At 41.5% G+C, this 13,974-nt stretch carries 13 protein-coding genes, 1 tRNA gene and 1 pseudogene; 4 read left to right on the forward strand and 11 right to left on the reverse strand.

Features of this window, described 5'->3' with window-relative positions:
- Position 1: 1 nt before the first annotated feature.
- From opp1B to AC20OE_RS01630, 5 genes are all read right to left on the reverse strand, one after another.
- Positions 2-931, reverse strand: coding sequence for a nickel/cobalt ABC transporter permease (gene opp1B, locus AC20OE_RS01610; RefSeq protein WP_047203870.1), 930 nt, complete (start codon positions 929-931; stop codon positions 2-4).
- Positions 932-946: 15 nt separating this feature from the next.
- Positions 947-2,590, reverse strand: coding sequence for a nickel ABC transporter substrate-binding protein (gene nikA / locus AC20OE_RS01615; protein WP_372555748.1), 1,644 nt, complete (start codon positions 2,588-2,590; stop codon positions 947-949).
- 321 nt (positions 2,591-2,911) lie between these two features.
- Positions 2,912-4,081, reverse strand: coding sequence for a macrolide family glycosyltransferase (locus AC20OE_RS01620; RefSeq protein ID WP_487268153.1), 1,170 nt, complete (start codon positions 4,079-4,081; stop codon positions 2,912-2,914).
- 242 nt (positions 4,082-4,323) lie between these two features.
- The gene (locus AC20OE_RS01625; RefSeq protein ID WP_487268155.1) at positions 4,324-4,875 is read right to left on the reverse strand and encodes a hypothetical protein; all 552 of its coding nucleotides are present in this window, start codon (positions 4,873-4,875) and stop codon (positions 4,324-4,326) included.
- A gap of 501 nt (positions 4,876-5,376) precedes the next feature.
- A tRNA-Arg gene (locus AC20OE_RS01630) sits at positions 5,377-5,452 on the reverse strand.
- Positions 5,453-5,712: 260 nt separating this feature from the next.
- On the opposite strand from AC20OE_RS01630, the gene clpP reads away from it, so the two are divergent.
- A complete protein-coding gene (gene clpP / locus AC20OE_RS01635; protein WP_024427684.1) occupies positions 5,713-6,309 on the forward strand; it encodes an ATP-dependent Clp endopeptidase proteolytic subunit ClpP in 597 nt (198 codons plus the stop codon).
- A gap of 60 nt (positions 6,310-6,369) precedes the next feature.
- Here the strand turns inward: clpP and AC20OE_RS01640 are convergent, their stop codons facing one another.
- The gene (locus AC20OE_RS01640; protein WP_041088147.1) at positions 6,370-6,948 is read right to left on the reverse strand and encodes an LOG family protein; all 579 of its coding nucleotides are present in this window, start codon (positions 6,946-6,948) and stop codon (positions 6,370-6,372) included.
- A gap of 133 nt (positions 6,949-7,081) precedes the next feature.
- Between AC20OE_RS01640 and AC20OE_RS01645 the strand changes: the two genes are divergently transcribed.
- Positions 7,082-7,423, forward strand: coding sequence for a MazG nucleotide pyrophosphohydrolase domain-containing protein (locus AC20OE_RS01645; protein WP_064498005.1), 342 nt, complete (start codon positions 7,082-7,084; stop codon positions 7,421-7,423).
- 26 nt (positions 7,424-7,449) lie between these two features.
- Here the strand turns inward: AC20OE_RS01645 and AC20OE_RS01650 are convergent, their stop codons facing one another.
- A complete protein-coding gene (locus AC20OE_RS01650; protein ID WP_047203861.1) occupies positions 7,450-9,072 on the reverse strand; it encodes a SulP family inorganic anion transporter in 1,623 nt (540 codons plus the stop codon).
- A 37-nt stretch (positions 9,073-9,109) separates the two neighbouring features.
- Entirely contained in the window at positions 9,110-9,691 is a 582-nt protein-coding gene (locus AC20OE_RS01655; RefSeq protein ID WP_064498141.1) for a beta-class carbonic anhydrase, read from the reverse strand.
- Between the two features lie 551 nt (positions 9,692-10,242).
- Here AC20OE_RS01655 and AC20OE_RS01660 point away from each other — a divergent pair.
- Together AC20OE_RS01660 and AC20OE_RS01665 are read left to right on the forward strand one after the other, a co-directional pair.
- On the forward strand, positions 10,243-11,220 hold the full coding sequence (locus AC20OE_RS01660; RefSeq protein WP_064498004.1) for a 2-hydroxyacid dehydrogenase: 978 nt from the start codon (positions 10,243-10,245) through the stop codon (positions 11,218-11,220).
- Positions 11,221-11,565: 345 nt separating this feature from the next.
- Positions 11,566-11,892 (forward strand): annotated as a pseudogene (locus tag AC20OE_RS01665) (ribonuclease); the annotation flags it as partial.
- Positions 11,893-11,942: 50 nt separating this feature from the next.
- Here AC20OE_RS01665 and AC20OE_RS01670 read toward each other — a convergent pair.
- From AC20OE_RS01670 to whiA, 3 genes are read right to left on the reverse strand one after another with little or no spacing between them, the layout of a single operon-like run.
- The gene (locus tag AC20OE_RS01670) at positions 11,943-12,686 is read right to left on the reverse strand and encodes an arylamine N-acetyltransferase family protein (RefSeq protein ID WP_064498003.1); all 744 of its coding nucleotides are present in this window, start codon (positions 12,684-12,686) and stop codon (positions 11,943-11,945) included.
- A 37-nt stretch (positions 12,687-12,723) separates the two neighbouring features.
- On the reverse strand, positions 12,724-12,981 hold the full coding sequence (locus AC20OE_RS01675) for an HPr family phosphocarrier protein (protein ID WP_024423549.1): 258 nt from the start codon (positions 12,979-12,981) through the stop codon (positions 12,724-12,726).
- Positions 12,982-13,007: 26 nt separating this feature from the next.
- On the reverse strand, positions 13,008-13,958 hold the full coding sequence (gene whiA, locus AC20OE_RS01680; RefSeq protein WP_024423550.1) for a DNA-binding protein WhiA: 951 nt from the start codon (positions 13,956-13,958) through the stop codon (positions 13,008-13,010).
- Positions 13,959-13,974: the final 16 nt, after the last annotated feature.

Raw genomic sequence — 13,974 nt, forward strand, 5'->3', positions numbered from 1 at the left:
GTCAGACCTCCTTTCGCAACTGCGGATTCATGGTCATTTGGATCACATCAGCGATGAGATTGCACATAACAAACAGGAACCCCATCACAAACAAATAGGCTTGAATAATAGGGAAATCAGCATGGAAAATAGCTGATACACACAACCGGCCAACCCCTGGCCAAGCAAAAAGGTTCTCAATAATAACAGTTCCCGCAATGAGCTTTGGAATAGACATGCCAAGTGCTGTCACCGCTAATTGCAGGGCATGCCTCATGACTTTCAGTTGAACAGTTCGTTCCTTTAAACCACGTGCTCTTGCGTAAAAAACAAAGGGCTCGTGCTGAAATTTTAGAATTTGATTGCGTATCAGTCTCACATAGGTCGATAAGTAGCCAAATGACAATGTGACAGCTGGAAGAAGAATCGATTTGAACCCTTCCATTCCACTCGTATTGACCCAATTGAATTTGACAGAAAAAAGCCAAATCAACAAAATCCCCAGCCAAAAACTAGGCATTGAAGCGGCGATAAACACAAAGGCTCTCAATATCCGGTCCACCCAGGAATGAGCAGCATATGCACAAATCACCCCGAACAACAAACTGAGCAATATGATCAAAAAGAGCGCTACTCCTGCAAGCTGCAATGTAGCAGGCAGCGCCTCCATGATAAGATTAAAAACCGGCTCCTGTGTGACATAGCTCTTACCAAAATCACCTGTTAATCCATCTTTAAGCCATGTGGCATAGCGGATGAAAAACGGCTGGTCTAAGCCTAACTCCTGACGCATCGATTCAATCATTTCTTCTGTTGGTGTAACTTGATTCACCCGCAAAGCGACCTCAGCTGGATCACTTGCCCGCATCGCTAGCAGTACAAAAGCAAAGAAGGTGATGAAGATCATAAGCGGGAAAAGCATCAATATTCGTTTTAAGAGATAGCGAGTCATGTCTCTACCTCCGTTTTATGACGCAAAATACATACGGTCAAATGGGATTTCATACTGAGAAACATGAAAACCTACGCCTTTCAGGCGCTTATTATAAACGGCCTTTGTCACAGAATAAGAGATTGGGATGTAGACATTTTCATCATGGATATACGTCAATATTTCTTGATACATTTGTTTCCGCTTTTGCTCATCTGGTTCTACTAATACTTCCGTAATCGTCTCGTCCAGCCACTTTTTCTTTTTCAGTCCTAATTGGGCTTGATAATCAGCATGGGATGCTACACGGAATGAAGAGACATAAGTTTGTGGATCATATGGGAGTCCCCAAGACAGCGAGTACATCAGATCGAACTTTCCTGTTTTTTGCCGATCTAAAAATGCCTGTTTTTCTTCTCCTCTAATATCCAGCTTGATCCCCACCTGCTTGAAATCTTGTTGAATCGATTCACTGATCGTTCTTTCCCCTGCATTATCGGAATTATAGTAAATAGCCACACTCAGCAGTTTGCCATTTTGATAGCGATACCCGTCTTCTTTCATCCTCCAGCCTGCCTCATCCAATATTGCCTCTGCTTTCTTCTTTTGATAAGTTTTCTTTTTCAGTGGAATATTTGCGTAAGGGACAGAAGGGGCAAGCAATGTGTGTGCCACCTTTTCCGTTCCATTTAAAATGCCTTCTGTGATCATGTCCTTTTGAATGGCGTATTGAAACGCTTCTCTTACTTTCGGATCTTTTGTGATTGGCTGGTTTGAATTAATGACAATCGATCTTGAACCAACAGGAGGACTCACGGTTACACCATATTGACCTGCTTCTTTTAAAGCCTGGAATGAGTCTCCATCGATCATGTCACCATCTGCTCCAAATAAAAGATCTATCTCTCCTTTTTGGAGCGCAAGTAAGATGGTCTGGTGATCCGGCATGACTTTCCATTTCACGGTTGAAATTTTTGGCTTTTTTCCCCAATAGTGGTCATTCATTTCAAAAACGGCATATTGATTTTTCTTATGTTCCTTTAGAACATAAGGACCTGTACCTGCATAGCTTTTGACTCCTTTTGCAGTCGTTCCATCAATGAAGCTTTTTGGAGAAATAAAACGGAAGGGGCGTGTTAAGCCCAGCTCTTCTAACGTAGGATAATAAGGCTCTTTCAACGTGAGAACAAATGTATCGTCATCTAACGCCTTTGTGGATTTGATTTCGGATACGAGATTAAGCCAAGCATTCTTTTCAATATTTTTGACGACAGCATCAATGTTCCATTTCACTGCCTTTGCATTAAAAGGCTCACCATCTGAAAAAGTCACACCTTTTCTAAGATGAAAGGTGTAGGTTTTTCCATCTTTTGAAATGTCCCAGCTTTTCGCTAAGGCAGGCTGAACGCCCTTCTCTGTATTGACGACAAGCGATTCAAACACCATATTTTGAGCAGCCATCTCTCCACCATATAGATGGGGATTGATGTCCCTGATATCTTTTGTACTTGCATACACGAGCTCATCTTCTTCTCTATCATTCATGCTGGAAGATGCTTTGTTTCCAGAGCATGAGGCCAATAAAAAACAAGCCATCACTGAAAACAGCATCAAGGTGTATATCACATAGGGATGCTTTTTCTCATATTTCTTCTTTATGTAAACAGGTTGATCACTCATATGTATTTCCTCCAATTCAACATTATCGTAATCATTACGATTATTAATCGAAATGATTACGAATTGAATATTAGCATACAGAAATGGGAAATACAACGTCTTTTCATAAAAAAACAGACTCATGATTGAGTCTGTTTCAGATTGTTAATAAAGGGATAAAATAATCTTGATTTTAGCCCTTTGTCTTCTTTTCAGCATGATAGAAAACCTTTACAGCCCTAGGAAGGACGAGCATCGGAGCGGAGCGAATTTGACATTCGTGAGCACCGAAGCGCAGGACTGCGGGCGAATGCGAGGGTTTGTCTACACGCTGAAACAGACTCATGATTGAGTCTGTTTCGCTTGTATGAATTGATCGATCACCCTTAATGCTTTTTCTGTTCCACCTGCTGCTTGGAAGCTTTCTTCAATTTTCTCAATCCCCGCCCGGTACGTATCACTGCCTAAAACCGTCTCAACGGTCTCTCTTAGCTGCTCTGCTGTCAGATGATCTTTATCAAGTGCACAGGCAGCAGATAATTCGGTCAGTCTTTGTGCCACCATCGGCTGATCTTTGTCGACTGGAATGACGACCATCGGAACGTGGTAATGAATACCTTCATTGACACTATTCATCCCGCCGTGCGTTATAAACACATCTGTCAGTTCGAGCACTTCAAGCTGCGGCACATAAGGCTCGATCAGAAAATGAGCAGGCGCCTCTTTTAAGAGAGAACGATCTACTTTTTCACCTGTTGCGATGATTACTTTTCCGTCAAAGTCTGCGAAGGCATCTATACACATATTAAAAAATGCTTCTGTATCCCCAAGAACGGTGCCCATGGAAATAAAAACGACTTTTTCTTGCTCAAGTGCTTCCAGCGGGAAATCATGCTGGTCGGCTCTTTTTAGAAAGCTCGGTCCAATGAAGACAAACGAATCGTTTAATGAATCAACAGACGGCTGGAAATATTCACTTGTATAGACGATATTCAGTTCTCCACGGTTTTTCATAAATTGCATCAAACGCGTTGGCTGAACGCCAAAACGCTCTTGTATTTTTTCTAACAGATGCTCAGCTTTCTCATCCTTCCTGTATAGCGGTGTATCAAAATGCGCCTCTTGCAGCACAAAAGATGGGTTGGACCCAATGCTCGGAATGCGCAAGTAATCTCGAACAAGCTCACCTGCCCCAAACATATCGTAGTAGACCAAATCAAATGAATGCTTATCGGAAAGTGTTTCCACTACCTCTAAAATATCATATGATGTTTGCAGCATGGCATGAAAGAACGGCTGCATGGAATCTAAATCTCCTTCTTCCACATGTAATGTCCGAATATAGTCTGGATGTATATGTACGTGAGCTCCTAAGCGTTTGATTCGTTCCTCATAATGTACAGTTGTGACCGCATGCACTTCATCGCCTCGATCCGCCCATGCTTTAATCATTCCTAACATAGGGTTCACATGTCCTTCAGCTGGAAACGTAATCAATAAAATCTTCGCCACAAGAAATCCCTCCTCATTGTCAATTCCCTTCCATGTTAATCATATACAGCAAGCCGGCTCAACAAATACGCCTGAAAAGGGAAGAAATGAGTCTTATGTCCAGTATTTCATGATGAGGTGGCAAGAAAAAAGACAAAGTCTCCTAATAAGCACTTTGTCTTTTTCACATTATGATTTGAGAAGCATTTTTTTAAATGCATCAGACTGTTTTTCAATGGAGATCGAATCTGATGTTTTGATATTTATTCAAAGCACGCTGAATACACATTTCCTATATTGAAAAATTCAAGCAGTGCTCTTTTTGCTTCAGGACTAGCATTTTTCGCTGCTTTATTTACAGCTGCTTTTACAGCATTCCACTTACTTTTCCCCGCCTGTCTGGCGGCTTTATACGCTGGAATCAATGTTTTAACAAATTTTGTCGCGCCTCCTGCAGCTTTTATTGCGGACTTGACTTTTGCGATTTTTGCTATTGGTATAACATTGGTTATAATGGCAGTTCCAACCGCAGAAATACAACCAACTACACCCATAGTAACAAGCTCACCATGTCGTTGAAGAGGGATATTAGAGTTCTCTTTCAACCATTTAACTACGGCTTCATCTCCTTTTGCAATAACGCTGTCAGGTAAAGCTTCAATCGCCAATAAAACCTCTAGCAACTCTTGATACTCTTCATCCACTTCTGAATTAGGACTAATTGCTGTTGCATTCGCAGTAAAAATCGTTGACAATAACATGAAAAGAGCTGTTATGAAGCATATAACACTCTTCTTATGAAAAATAGTTGTCATCCAATATACCCCTTTCTTGTTTATTTTTTGTATATGAGGTAAAAATATCATATTATAATAATTGTTTCAATTTTATAGATTCATATTGGAGGGATATTTTGTGAAAGTCTTGGAGAAATACAGTTATTTAATCATCATTCTTTGTCTGGCGGCAATGATCGTGACAAACTTCACTGTGAATGACAATACAATAAAAAATACTGTATCCGTGATTGGATTTATCATTGTTCTTCTTACAATTATACCTGCGGCTATTTACAGGAAAGGCCAAAAAGGCAGGTAACCCCTTTATAGCAATAACCCCCATCCTTATGTTAAGAGTGGGGGTTATTTTATTATATTCGGATAGATGTTGCTGTTTTGCAACAAGATCGTTTTTTCACTTGCTTACCCTAGCTTTATTAGAAGAGAACGATGAATCCGATTGAACATACAAAAACCCCTCTTCTAAATGAAGAGGGGTTCATGAATAACCTTTATCATCGTAAACAAGGTCAAGTACGCGCTCGGAGGGATTCGAACCCCCGGCAGACGTGGTACCGGAAACCACCGCTCTATCCAACTGAGCTACGAGCGCACGATATGTTTTTTGAACGTCAGCATATCAAATTATAAGGGAAATACTGCGAGAAAGCAATGATTAATCATTCGTCATGATGATGTATTTTCTTACTTTGGATACATAAACTAATATGATGGTTTGAAGTGGAATGATTTTGGGGAAAATGGATAGGGGTATTTGAATTTAGGTCAGCGTTTTGTTTGACCTTTATTGACCAAAAATGTATCATTGAATTAAGAATTACATACTTACCTAAAAGGTGAAGGAGGAACATTATGAATTTAATACCTACAGTCATTGAGCAAACAAATCGTGGGGAAAGAGCTTACGACATTTATTCTCGTCTTTTAAAAGACCGTATTATCATGCTTGGTTCTGCGATCGATGACAATGTTGCCAACTCCATCGTGTCACAGCTGCTTTTCTTAGAAGCTGAAGATCCAGAAAAAGATATTTCTATCTACATTAACAGCCCTGGCGGTTCAATCACAGCTGGTATGGCCATTTACGATACGATGCAATTTATTAAACCAAAGGTATCAACTATTTGTATTGGTATGGCTGCATCTATGGGTGCGTTCCTGCTTGCTGCTGGTGAAAAAGGTAAGCGTTATGCTCTTCCAAACAGTGAAGTCATGATTCACCAACCACTAGGCGGAGCCCAAGGTCAAGCAACAGAAATTGAAATTGCGGCAAAACGAATCCTTTCTTTACGCGATAAACTGAACCAAGTACTTGCTGAACGTACTGGTCAGCCAATTGAAGTCATTGAGCGCGATACAGATCGTGACAACTTCAAAACAGCGGAAGAAGCACTTCAATACGGACTCATTGACAAAGTCTTGACCCGTAATACAGAAGACCAAAAATAATGATCACAACACAAACCGTCTGTTCCTTGAACAGACGGTTTTTTGTCATTTAAACATACTTTAAGACAGCTCCGTCCATTTCTGCTGAAGAGACGGTGTTTGATAAGAAGCCATCTGCGTGATTAATTCCTCCGGTTCGCTCGAAGCATGTAACAATTGAAGGTGTGATTCATTTGAAAAGCCTTCCTGTACACTAAACTTCACCATGTCCATAAGCGGGTTGAAATAGTCATTCACTTGATACAATCCAATCGGCTTTTGATGGATGCCGATTTGTGCCCAGCACAGCACCTCAAATAATTCTTCATATGTACCAAAGCCACCTGGCATCGCAATAAACCCATCGGCCAGCTCGCTCATTTTCGCTTTTCGTTCATGCATGCCTGTTACCTCAATTAACTCTGTCAGCTCTTGATGCACGACTTCTCCTCTAAAAAGCCCCTTAGGCATGACACCGATCACTTGTCCGCCATGTCTCATGACCTCATCGGCAATCGCGCCCATTAACCCAATACGCGATCCGCCGTAAACAAGACGAATGCCCTGCTTCGCCATATAAGCCCCCAGCTCTACAGCCTTTTGTTTGTAGACATCGTTTACACCTGGATTTGAACCAGCAAACACACAAATCGTTTTCATCAAAACAGCTCCATCTCTCTCTATGATTTCTTCACTCATTCTACTATAATGATTTGTAAAAAAACAGCCGTTTCTTCTATATATAGTGTAAAATCAAAAGAGTGAACACCATATAAGGAGCTGTATAGAGAGAATGCAAATAACTGAAATGGAGAAGTGGATCAAGGATTTTTATCAAATGAGAAATTGGACAGAATATGGACCGTTTATCCGGTTAGGCTTCTTAATGGAAGAAACGGGAGAACTCGCTCGTGCTGTTAGAACAATAGAAATTGGACGAGACCGGCCTGATGAGCAGAAACAGGAATCATCTGAGCTGAAGAAAGAACTCATTGAAGAAATGGGAGATGTCTTAGCAAACCTCCTCATTTTAGCGGATCTCTATGACGTCACAGTAGAAGAGGTCTTCAGCGCTCATCAACAGAAACTCACAAAACGTTTTTCTGGAGAAAAAGAGTCAGTAAAAAACACGTGACCAGCTGTCACGTGTTTTTCTAAGCCTTAAAGATGCTGTGGTGAGATGTCATCTGTTCGTTCAAAGAAATGCTGCTTTCCGATATGATGGAAAAGACCTGTTCGATGCAAAAGCTCCTTAGGCTGTGATTGAAGCCCAACGATCATCAGCTTTCCATTATGATGCTTTAACCGATTGGAGATATTCATGAGAACCGCTTCTGCCGATGTGTCCATATAATTGACTTTATTCATAAGCAGAATGAGTGTTTTCGGTTTTGTTTGAACATGGTCCAAAATCGAATTTTCCAATGAATCTGTTGTTCCGAAAAAGAGCGGCCCTTCGATGGAATACATACTGATCCCTTTCTCGTCTACCTGTTTTTCTAAAGCAGCTGCTGTTTCCATCTGAGGAACAGCGACATTTGTATGGATATTGGTCGTCTGGCTCATTTTTTTGATAAAAGCGATAAACGCTAAAATGAGACCAGCGGTGACGCCAATAATCAAATCACCGATCACTGTGAGCAGGAAGGTCACGACAAGTACAAGCGAATCGGCATTTTTCACTTTCACAATATTGATAAATTCTTTTCTCTCACTCATATTCCAAGCAACAAACATTAAAATGGGTGCCATTGCAGCAAGTGGAATCATTGACGCATATGGCGCAAATACCATTAAAATTAACAAAACGACAACGCCATGCACAACACCAGAAATCGGACTTGCTCCGCCATTTTTTATGTTCGTTGCCGTGCGGGCAATAGCGCCCGTCGCTGGAATTCCTCCGAAAAGCGGTGCCGCCATATTGGCAATTCCTTGCCCAACAAGCTCTTTATTGCTGTCATGCTTAGAGCCTTTCATATTATCAGCAACCATTGCGGACAAAATCGATTCCACGCCGCCTAAAAGTGCAATGATAATTGCTGGAGGCAGGAGGTATATCATTTTTTCAATCGTCAATTCAGGAAAAGCGAAGGTTGGCAGCTGACGAGGGATTTCACCATATGCAGAGCCAATCGTTTCAACTTGTCCTTGAAAGAAGAGAACGGCGAGAAACGTAGAAGCCAATAGACCTAATAGAGCACCAGGTATTTTGGGAATGTATTTTTGTGCCGCCAAAATCACAATGAGCCCGGTGACGGCTGTGATGATGGCGAGACTGTTTGTGGTACCGAGATGGACCACGATTTCTCTCATATTGAGGAAAAAGCTTTCATGTTTTTCAACACCCTTTAATCCGAGGAAGTTGGCAATCTGTCCTGAAAAAATAATGACAGCAATGCCAGCAGTAAAACCGATGATAACCGGACGAGGAATAAACTTCATGAGCTTTCCTAGTTTGAATATTCCGAATAATACAAGCATACAGCCTGCCATAAAACCGGCAATAAGCAAGTTTTCAATTCCGTACTGGCTGACGATCCCGAATAAAATTGGAACAAACGCCCCAGTCGGCCCGCCGATCTGATACTTTGAACCACCAAACAATGAAATCAAAATGCCGGCAACGATGACTGTGTATAATCCATATTCTGGTCCGACACCAGATGCAATGGCAAATGCCATGCCTAAAGGAATTGCCACAACCCCCACGACAAGCCCAGCGATTAAATCGCGTCTAAACTTTGATGAATTGTACCCTTCAAATCTTCCATAAAAACGCATGGTATGTGTTGGCCTCCTTTAAGTATGTGTAGATGATTTAGGTATACTGCGGGTCAATCAGTTTATCTTTCACAACGACATCCAGCTTTCCTGTTGCTGGATGAATCACCAGTCCATGAACAGCCACATCACTTGGCATCAGTGGATGCTCTTTCACTAATTTCACACTTTGGGCCACGCTCTCTTCAACTGAATCAAAGCCTGTCAGCCAGCCCTTTAAATCGACTCCTGAGTTTTTTACAATGCTTAAGCATTTCTCTTCGATTCCACGTGCTTTCGCCTTTTCAAGTAAAGGATCCGCCGCAAGACCTGCCATTCCGCATTCATGATGACCTACAATGCATACTTCCTCTGCCTTTAGCTCATAGATAGCTAGCAGGATACTCCGCATCACACTGCCGAACGGATGTGTCACGATGGCGCCCGCATTCTTAATGATCTTTGCATCCCCATTGCGCAGTCCCATAGATTGCGGCAATAATTCCAAAAGACGGGTATCCATGCACGTTAAAATGACCAGTTTTTTCTCAGGAAATTTCCCCGCTTTGTAAGGCTCATAATGTCTCTGATTCACAAACTCTGAATTGTGCTGAAGAATCTGTTCTAATTTTGATCCCATTTTGCCATCTCCCATCTTTTTAAGTAACGTAAGCTCGTGCCTGTCCCCCTTTTCCTTCTCGTGTTCTCAAGAATAGAGAAGAAAAATGATAGAAAAAAAAGAAAAAAATGAGAAAACGATGAGAAGAAATATCATTATTTTCTCTATTTTACGCTGCATCCCAGCGGATTCGCGGGTTTGTTTTCAATCTATTATTCTCATCACACTAAAAGACAATAAAATGGTTTAGTAGAAAATGACCATCCCGTTTAATACATTTCAAATATAATAAATTTTCTATCAAAAAGTCTCGATCTATTTTCCGGTTTGTCAGATAATCTCTCGTAAAATCTTGCAAATTCACATGTATACTCTACTATCCGCTTATTTTTATATAGATAAAAAATGCATCAGATGGCATATGAATCTACTTTTTCATTAAGAAAATGTCTTTCTTTACCGTTATTTTAGTATATTAAATATTGAGCTGCTAACATTCAAACGTGTTCTGCCGAAATGGTTGCTTTATAATAAAAGGAGTAAGATGACCATGTGAAAGGAGCGAATTGACTGTGACACCACACATTTTTGTCGCCAAACCCTTACCTGCTTCTTTTGAGGAAATGCTAAAGGAACATTGTACATACGAGGTTTGGCAATCCAAAGACCCTATTCCAAGAGACATTTTGTTTGAAAAGCTGCAGCACGCTGATGGTCTTTTAACGTCTGGAACGAAAATCGATCAAGAGCTGTTAGATCACGCACCAAAACTCAAGGTAGTGAGTAATAACTCTGTCGGCTATGACAATTTCGATATAGAAGCGATGAGGCAAAGAGGCGTGATTGGTACGCACACCCCTTATACGCTCGATCATACCGTGGCTGACCTTGCCTTTTCGCTCATTCTCTCCTCTGCGCGAAGAATCGCCGAGCTTGATCGTTTTATCCGTGAAGGAAAATGGACAAAATTCGTACAGGAAGAAGAGATCTTTGGCATCGATGTACATCACCAAACGCTCGGTATTATTGGCATGGGACGTATTGGAGAACAAGTTGCCAAACGGGCAGCACATGGTTTTGATATGAATGTTCTTTATCATAACCGAAGCCGGAATGAAAAGGCTGAATCGGCGTATGGCGCTGTCTATTGTGCACTTGATGATCTTTTAAAACAAGCTGATATCATTGTGTTGATTACACCGCTGACCGAGGAAACGTATCATATGATTGGGGAACGAGAATTGAAGTTAATGAAGCAAACGGCTTTATTTGTAAACATTTCCCGCGGGAAAACAGTGGATGAAAAAAGCCTCATTCAAGCACTTCAGAAGGGATGGATCAAAGGCGCTGGTCTTGATGTGTATGAGCAGGAACCGCTTCAAGAGGATCATCCTTTCAAAGAGATGAACAATGTCACCCTAGCCCCTCACATCGGTTCCGCTACTGAAACAACAAGGGATCTAATGCTGAAACGAGCCATTCATAATGTGATTCATGGAATAGATGGGAAGGCGCCTGTTGATGTTGTGAAGGAGCTTGCTTCCTCTTGATCAAATAAGACGCAGGGAACTGAACTGCGTCTTTTTATTTATTTCTTTAAGAGGATTCAGGAGAAAAGTCTCATTTTAGCAAAGATCCTGATTCTTTACATTTCCTTCATGTTCGGGTGCTATAATATGAGGTAGACAAGCATCAAGAGGACGGCATCGGATTTCCTTAATAGGAGGATGAAGATGAAAAGATTGAGTTCAGTTTTGACTATGTTCGCTCTGATCGCTGCTATTCTGTTTTCTGGATTTATCCCGCAGCAAGTTCATGCAGAAACACCTCTTACACCAACAGCCACAACTGAAAATGCTTCTATTCAGCTCACGCCAGATGTACGTACCCTTGCCGTCATTAATACGTTTGATGGTGTAGCAGATTATTTAATTCGCTACAAACGACTGCCTGATAACTACATTACGAAATCACAAGCAAGTGCTCTCGGATGGGTGGCATCTAAGGGAAATCTAGCAGAAGTGGCGCCAGGTAAAAGCATCGGTGGAGATATTTTCTCAAACCGGGAAGGACGTCTTCCTTCAGCAAGCGGCCGCACATGGCGTGAGGCAGACATCAACTACGTTTCAGGCTTCCGCAATGCTGACCGTCTTGTGTATTCAAGCGACTGGCTCATTTACAAAACAACAGACCATTATGCGACTTTCACACGTATTCGATAATCAATAAAAAAGACAGCCCTGTTTCATCTGGGGCTGTCTTTTAGTATGGTTTACGGTATAAGCTTTTTCACGTAATCCTCAAAAGGAACTGGAAGCGGCTTTTTTGACACTTCTTCATGTTCATGTGTGGTGACATGATCCTCAGTAACGACCACACGTCCTGTTGGCGTGAGCTTTGACGCGAGCGGTCTTTTGTTAAAAGTAGAGGATTCATTTTCATAAATCTCGTGTCTCAATTGGACCAATGCAGCCTCGTCCACCTCGTTCAATGTGAAAGCATAGCCTGTTTCAGCACCATCTCCCCTATCTAATTGGAGTAGATGTGTCCCCTTTTCGGTTTTCTCTGCTTTGACGCGAAACCGAATAGACGCTCCTTCCACCCAATCTTCTGTAAAAGGCACAGGCTGAAGAGGTAAATTCACACCAAATCCCCCATCAATGAGAAAGCGTTCGTTATGATGCTTCAACATAATGGCTACATGCGTGCCATCAATGGCCCACGTGTCCGCTTCTTTGATATACACTGTCCCTTGAAGAAGCTGTACAGAGAGCCCAGCCTCTTTTAACACATAGTATAAGAGAGGATTGAGATCGTAACAAAGACCTCCTCTGTTTTCTTCAAGAAGATGCTGCTTCAACCCTTCTTGATTCAAAGCGTAGGATTGTTTGTTCAGAACAGATCTATTTTCAAATGGAAAGGTATAGGCCATTTTTTTTAATAATACAGGTAAGTCATTAAAGGTGATCGACTGGCCTTCATATCCGATCTTCTGTAAAAAAGCTGATTGAATCATGACATTCCCTCCTAAAAAACTGAGCCTTTGAAGAGACTCAGTTTTCTTGATTGATAAAATCTGTTAACGCCTCAATGGCTTCTTGTTCGTCCGCACCATCTGCAATCAGTGTGACAGTAACCCCAGAGCTGATCGCTAGACTCATGAGACCCATAATGCTTTTCGCATTGACTTTTTTCCCATCTTTCTCTAGAAAAATATCAGCTCCAAAGCGATTAGCCTCTTGTACGAACAAAGCAGCTGGACGTGCCTGCAAGCCTGTTTTCAGCTGGATGGTGACCGTTTTTTCCACCATATGATCTGCCTCCCTTTTTCATTCTCCTATTTGAGTGTAACAGCTTGTCCGTTTCGTAATTGTTCTGCGATTTGATCTAGCTTTCTTAAACGGTGGTTAATCCCTGACTTGCTGATCTTGCCGCTTTCCACCATTTCTCCAAGTTCCTTCAGCGTGACCTCTTGATAGTCGACTCGCAGTTTAGCAATTTCACGAAGCTTTTCCGGCAGGGCATCAAGTCCAATTTTTTCATCAATAAATTGAATGTTCTCGACCTGACGCAGTGATGCACCAATCGTTTTATTCAAGTTTGCTGTTTCACAATTGACGAGCCGGTTGACGGAGTTCCTCATGTCTCGGACGATTCGCACATCTTCAAAGCGAAGCAGTGAGTTATGAGCGCCCACAACACTTAAAAATTCCGTGATTTTTTCTGCTTCCTTCATGTACGTAATGTACCCTTTTTTGCGCTCAAGTGTTTTACTATTGAGATGAAATTGATTCATCAGCTCACAAAGGGCATCATTATGTTCTTTATATAGTGAAAAAATCTCAAGGTGATAGGAGGACGTTTCTGGGTTATTCACAGAACCGCCTGCTAAAAAAGCACCTCTCATATAGGAGCGCTTGCAGCATCTTTTCTTCACGAGCTCTTCTGAAATATTGCGCTCAAATACAAATTGCTCACCTAATATTTTTAAATCCTCTAAAATGGTTTTCGCTCGTTCTACCAGTCTGACAATATACACGTTATTCTTTTTCAATCTCATTTTTTTACGGACGAGCAGCTCGACTGTCACATCGTATTTCTTTTTAAGCAGCGTATAAATACGTCTTGCAATGGCTGCGTTCTCTGTCTGTATATCTAAAATCAATTTTCGATTAGAGAAAGATAATGAACCGTTCATACGGATGAGGGCAGAAAGCTCTGCTTTTGTGCAGCAGTCCTTCACGTCCAGATTAGTCAGCTCTTTTTTTGTTTCGGATGCAAATGACATCCTTGCCACCCCCATT

It is taken from the genome of Bacillus sp. SRI_025 (assembly GCF_057592095.1).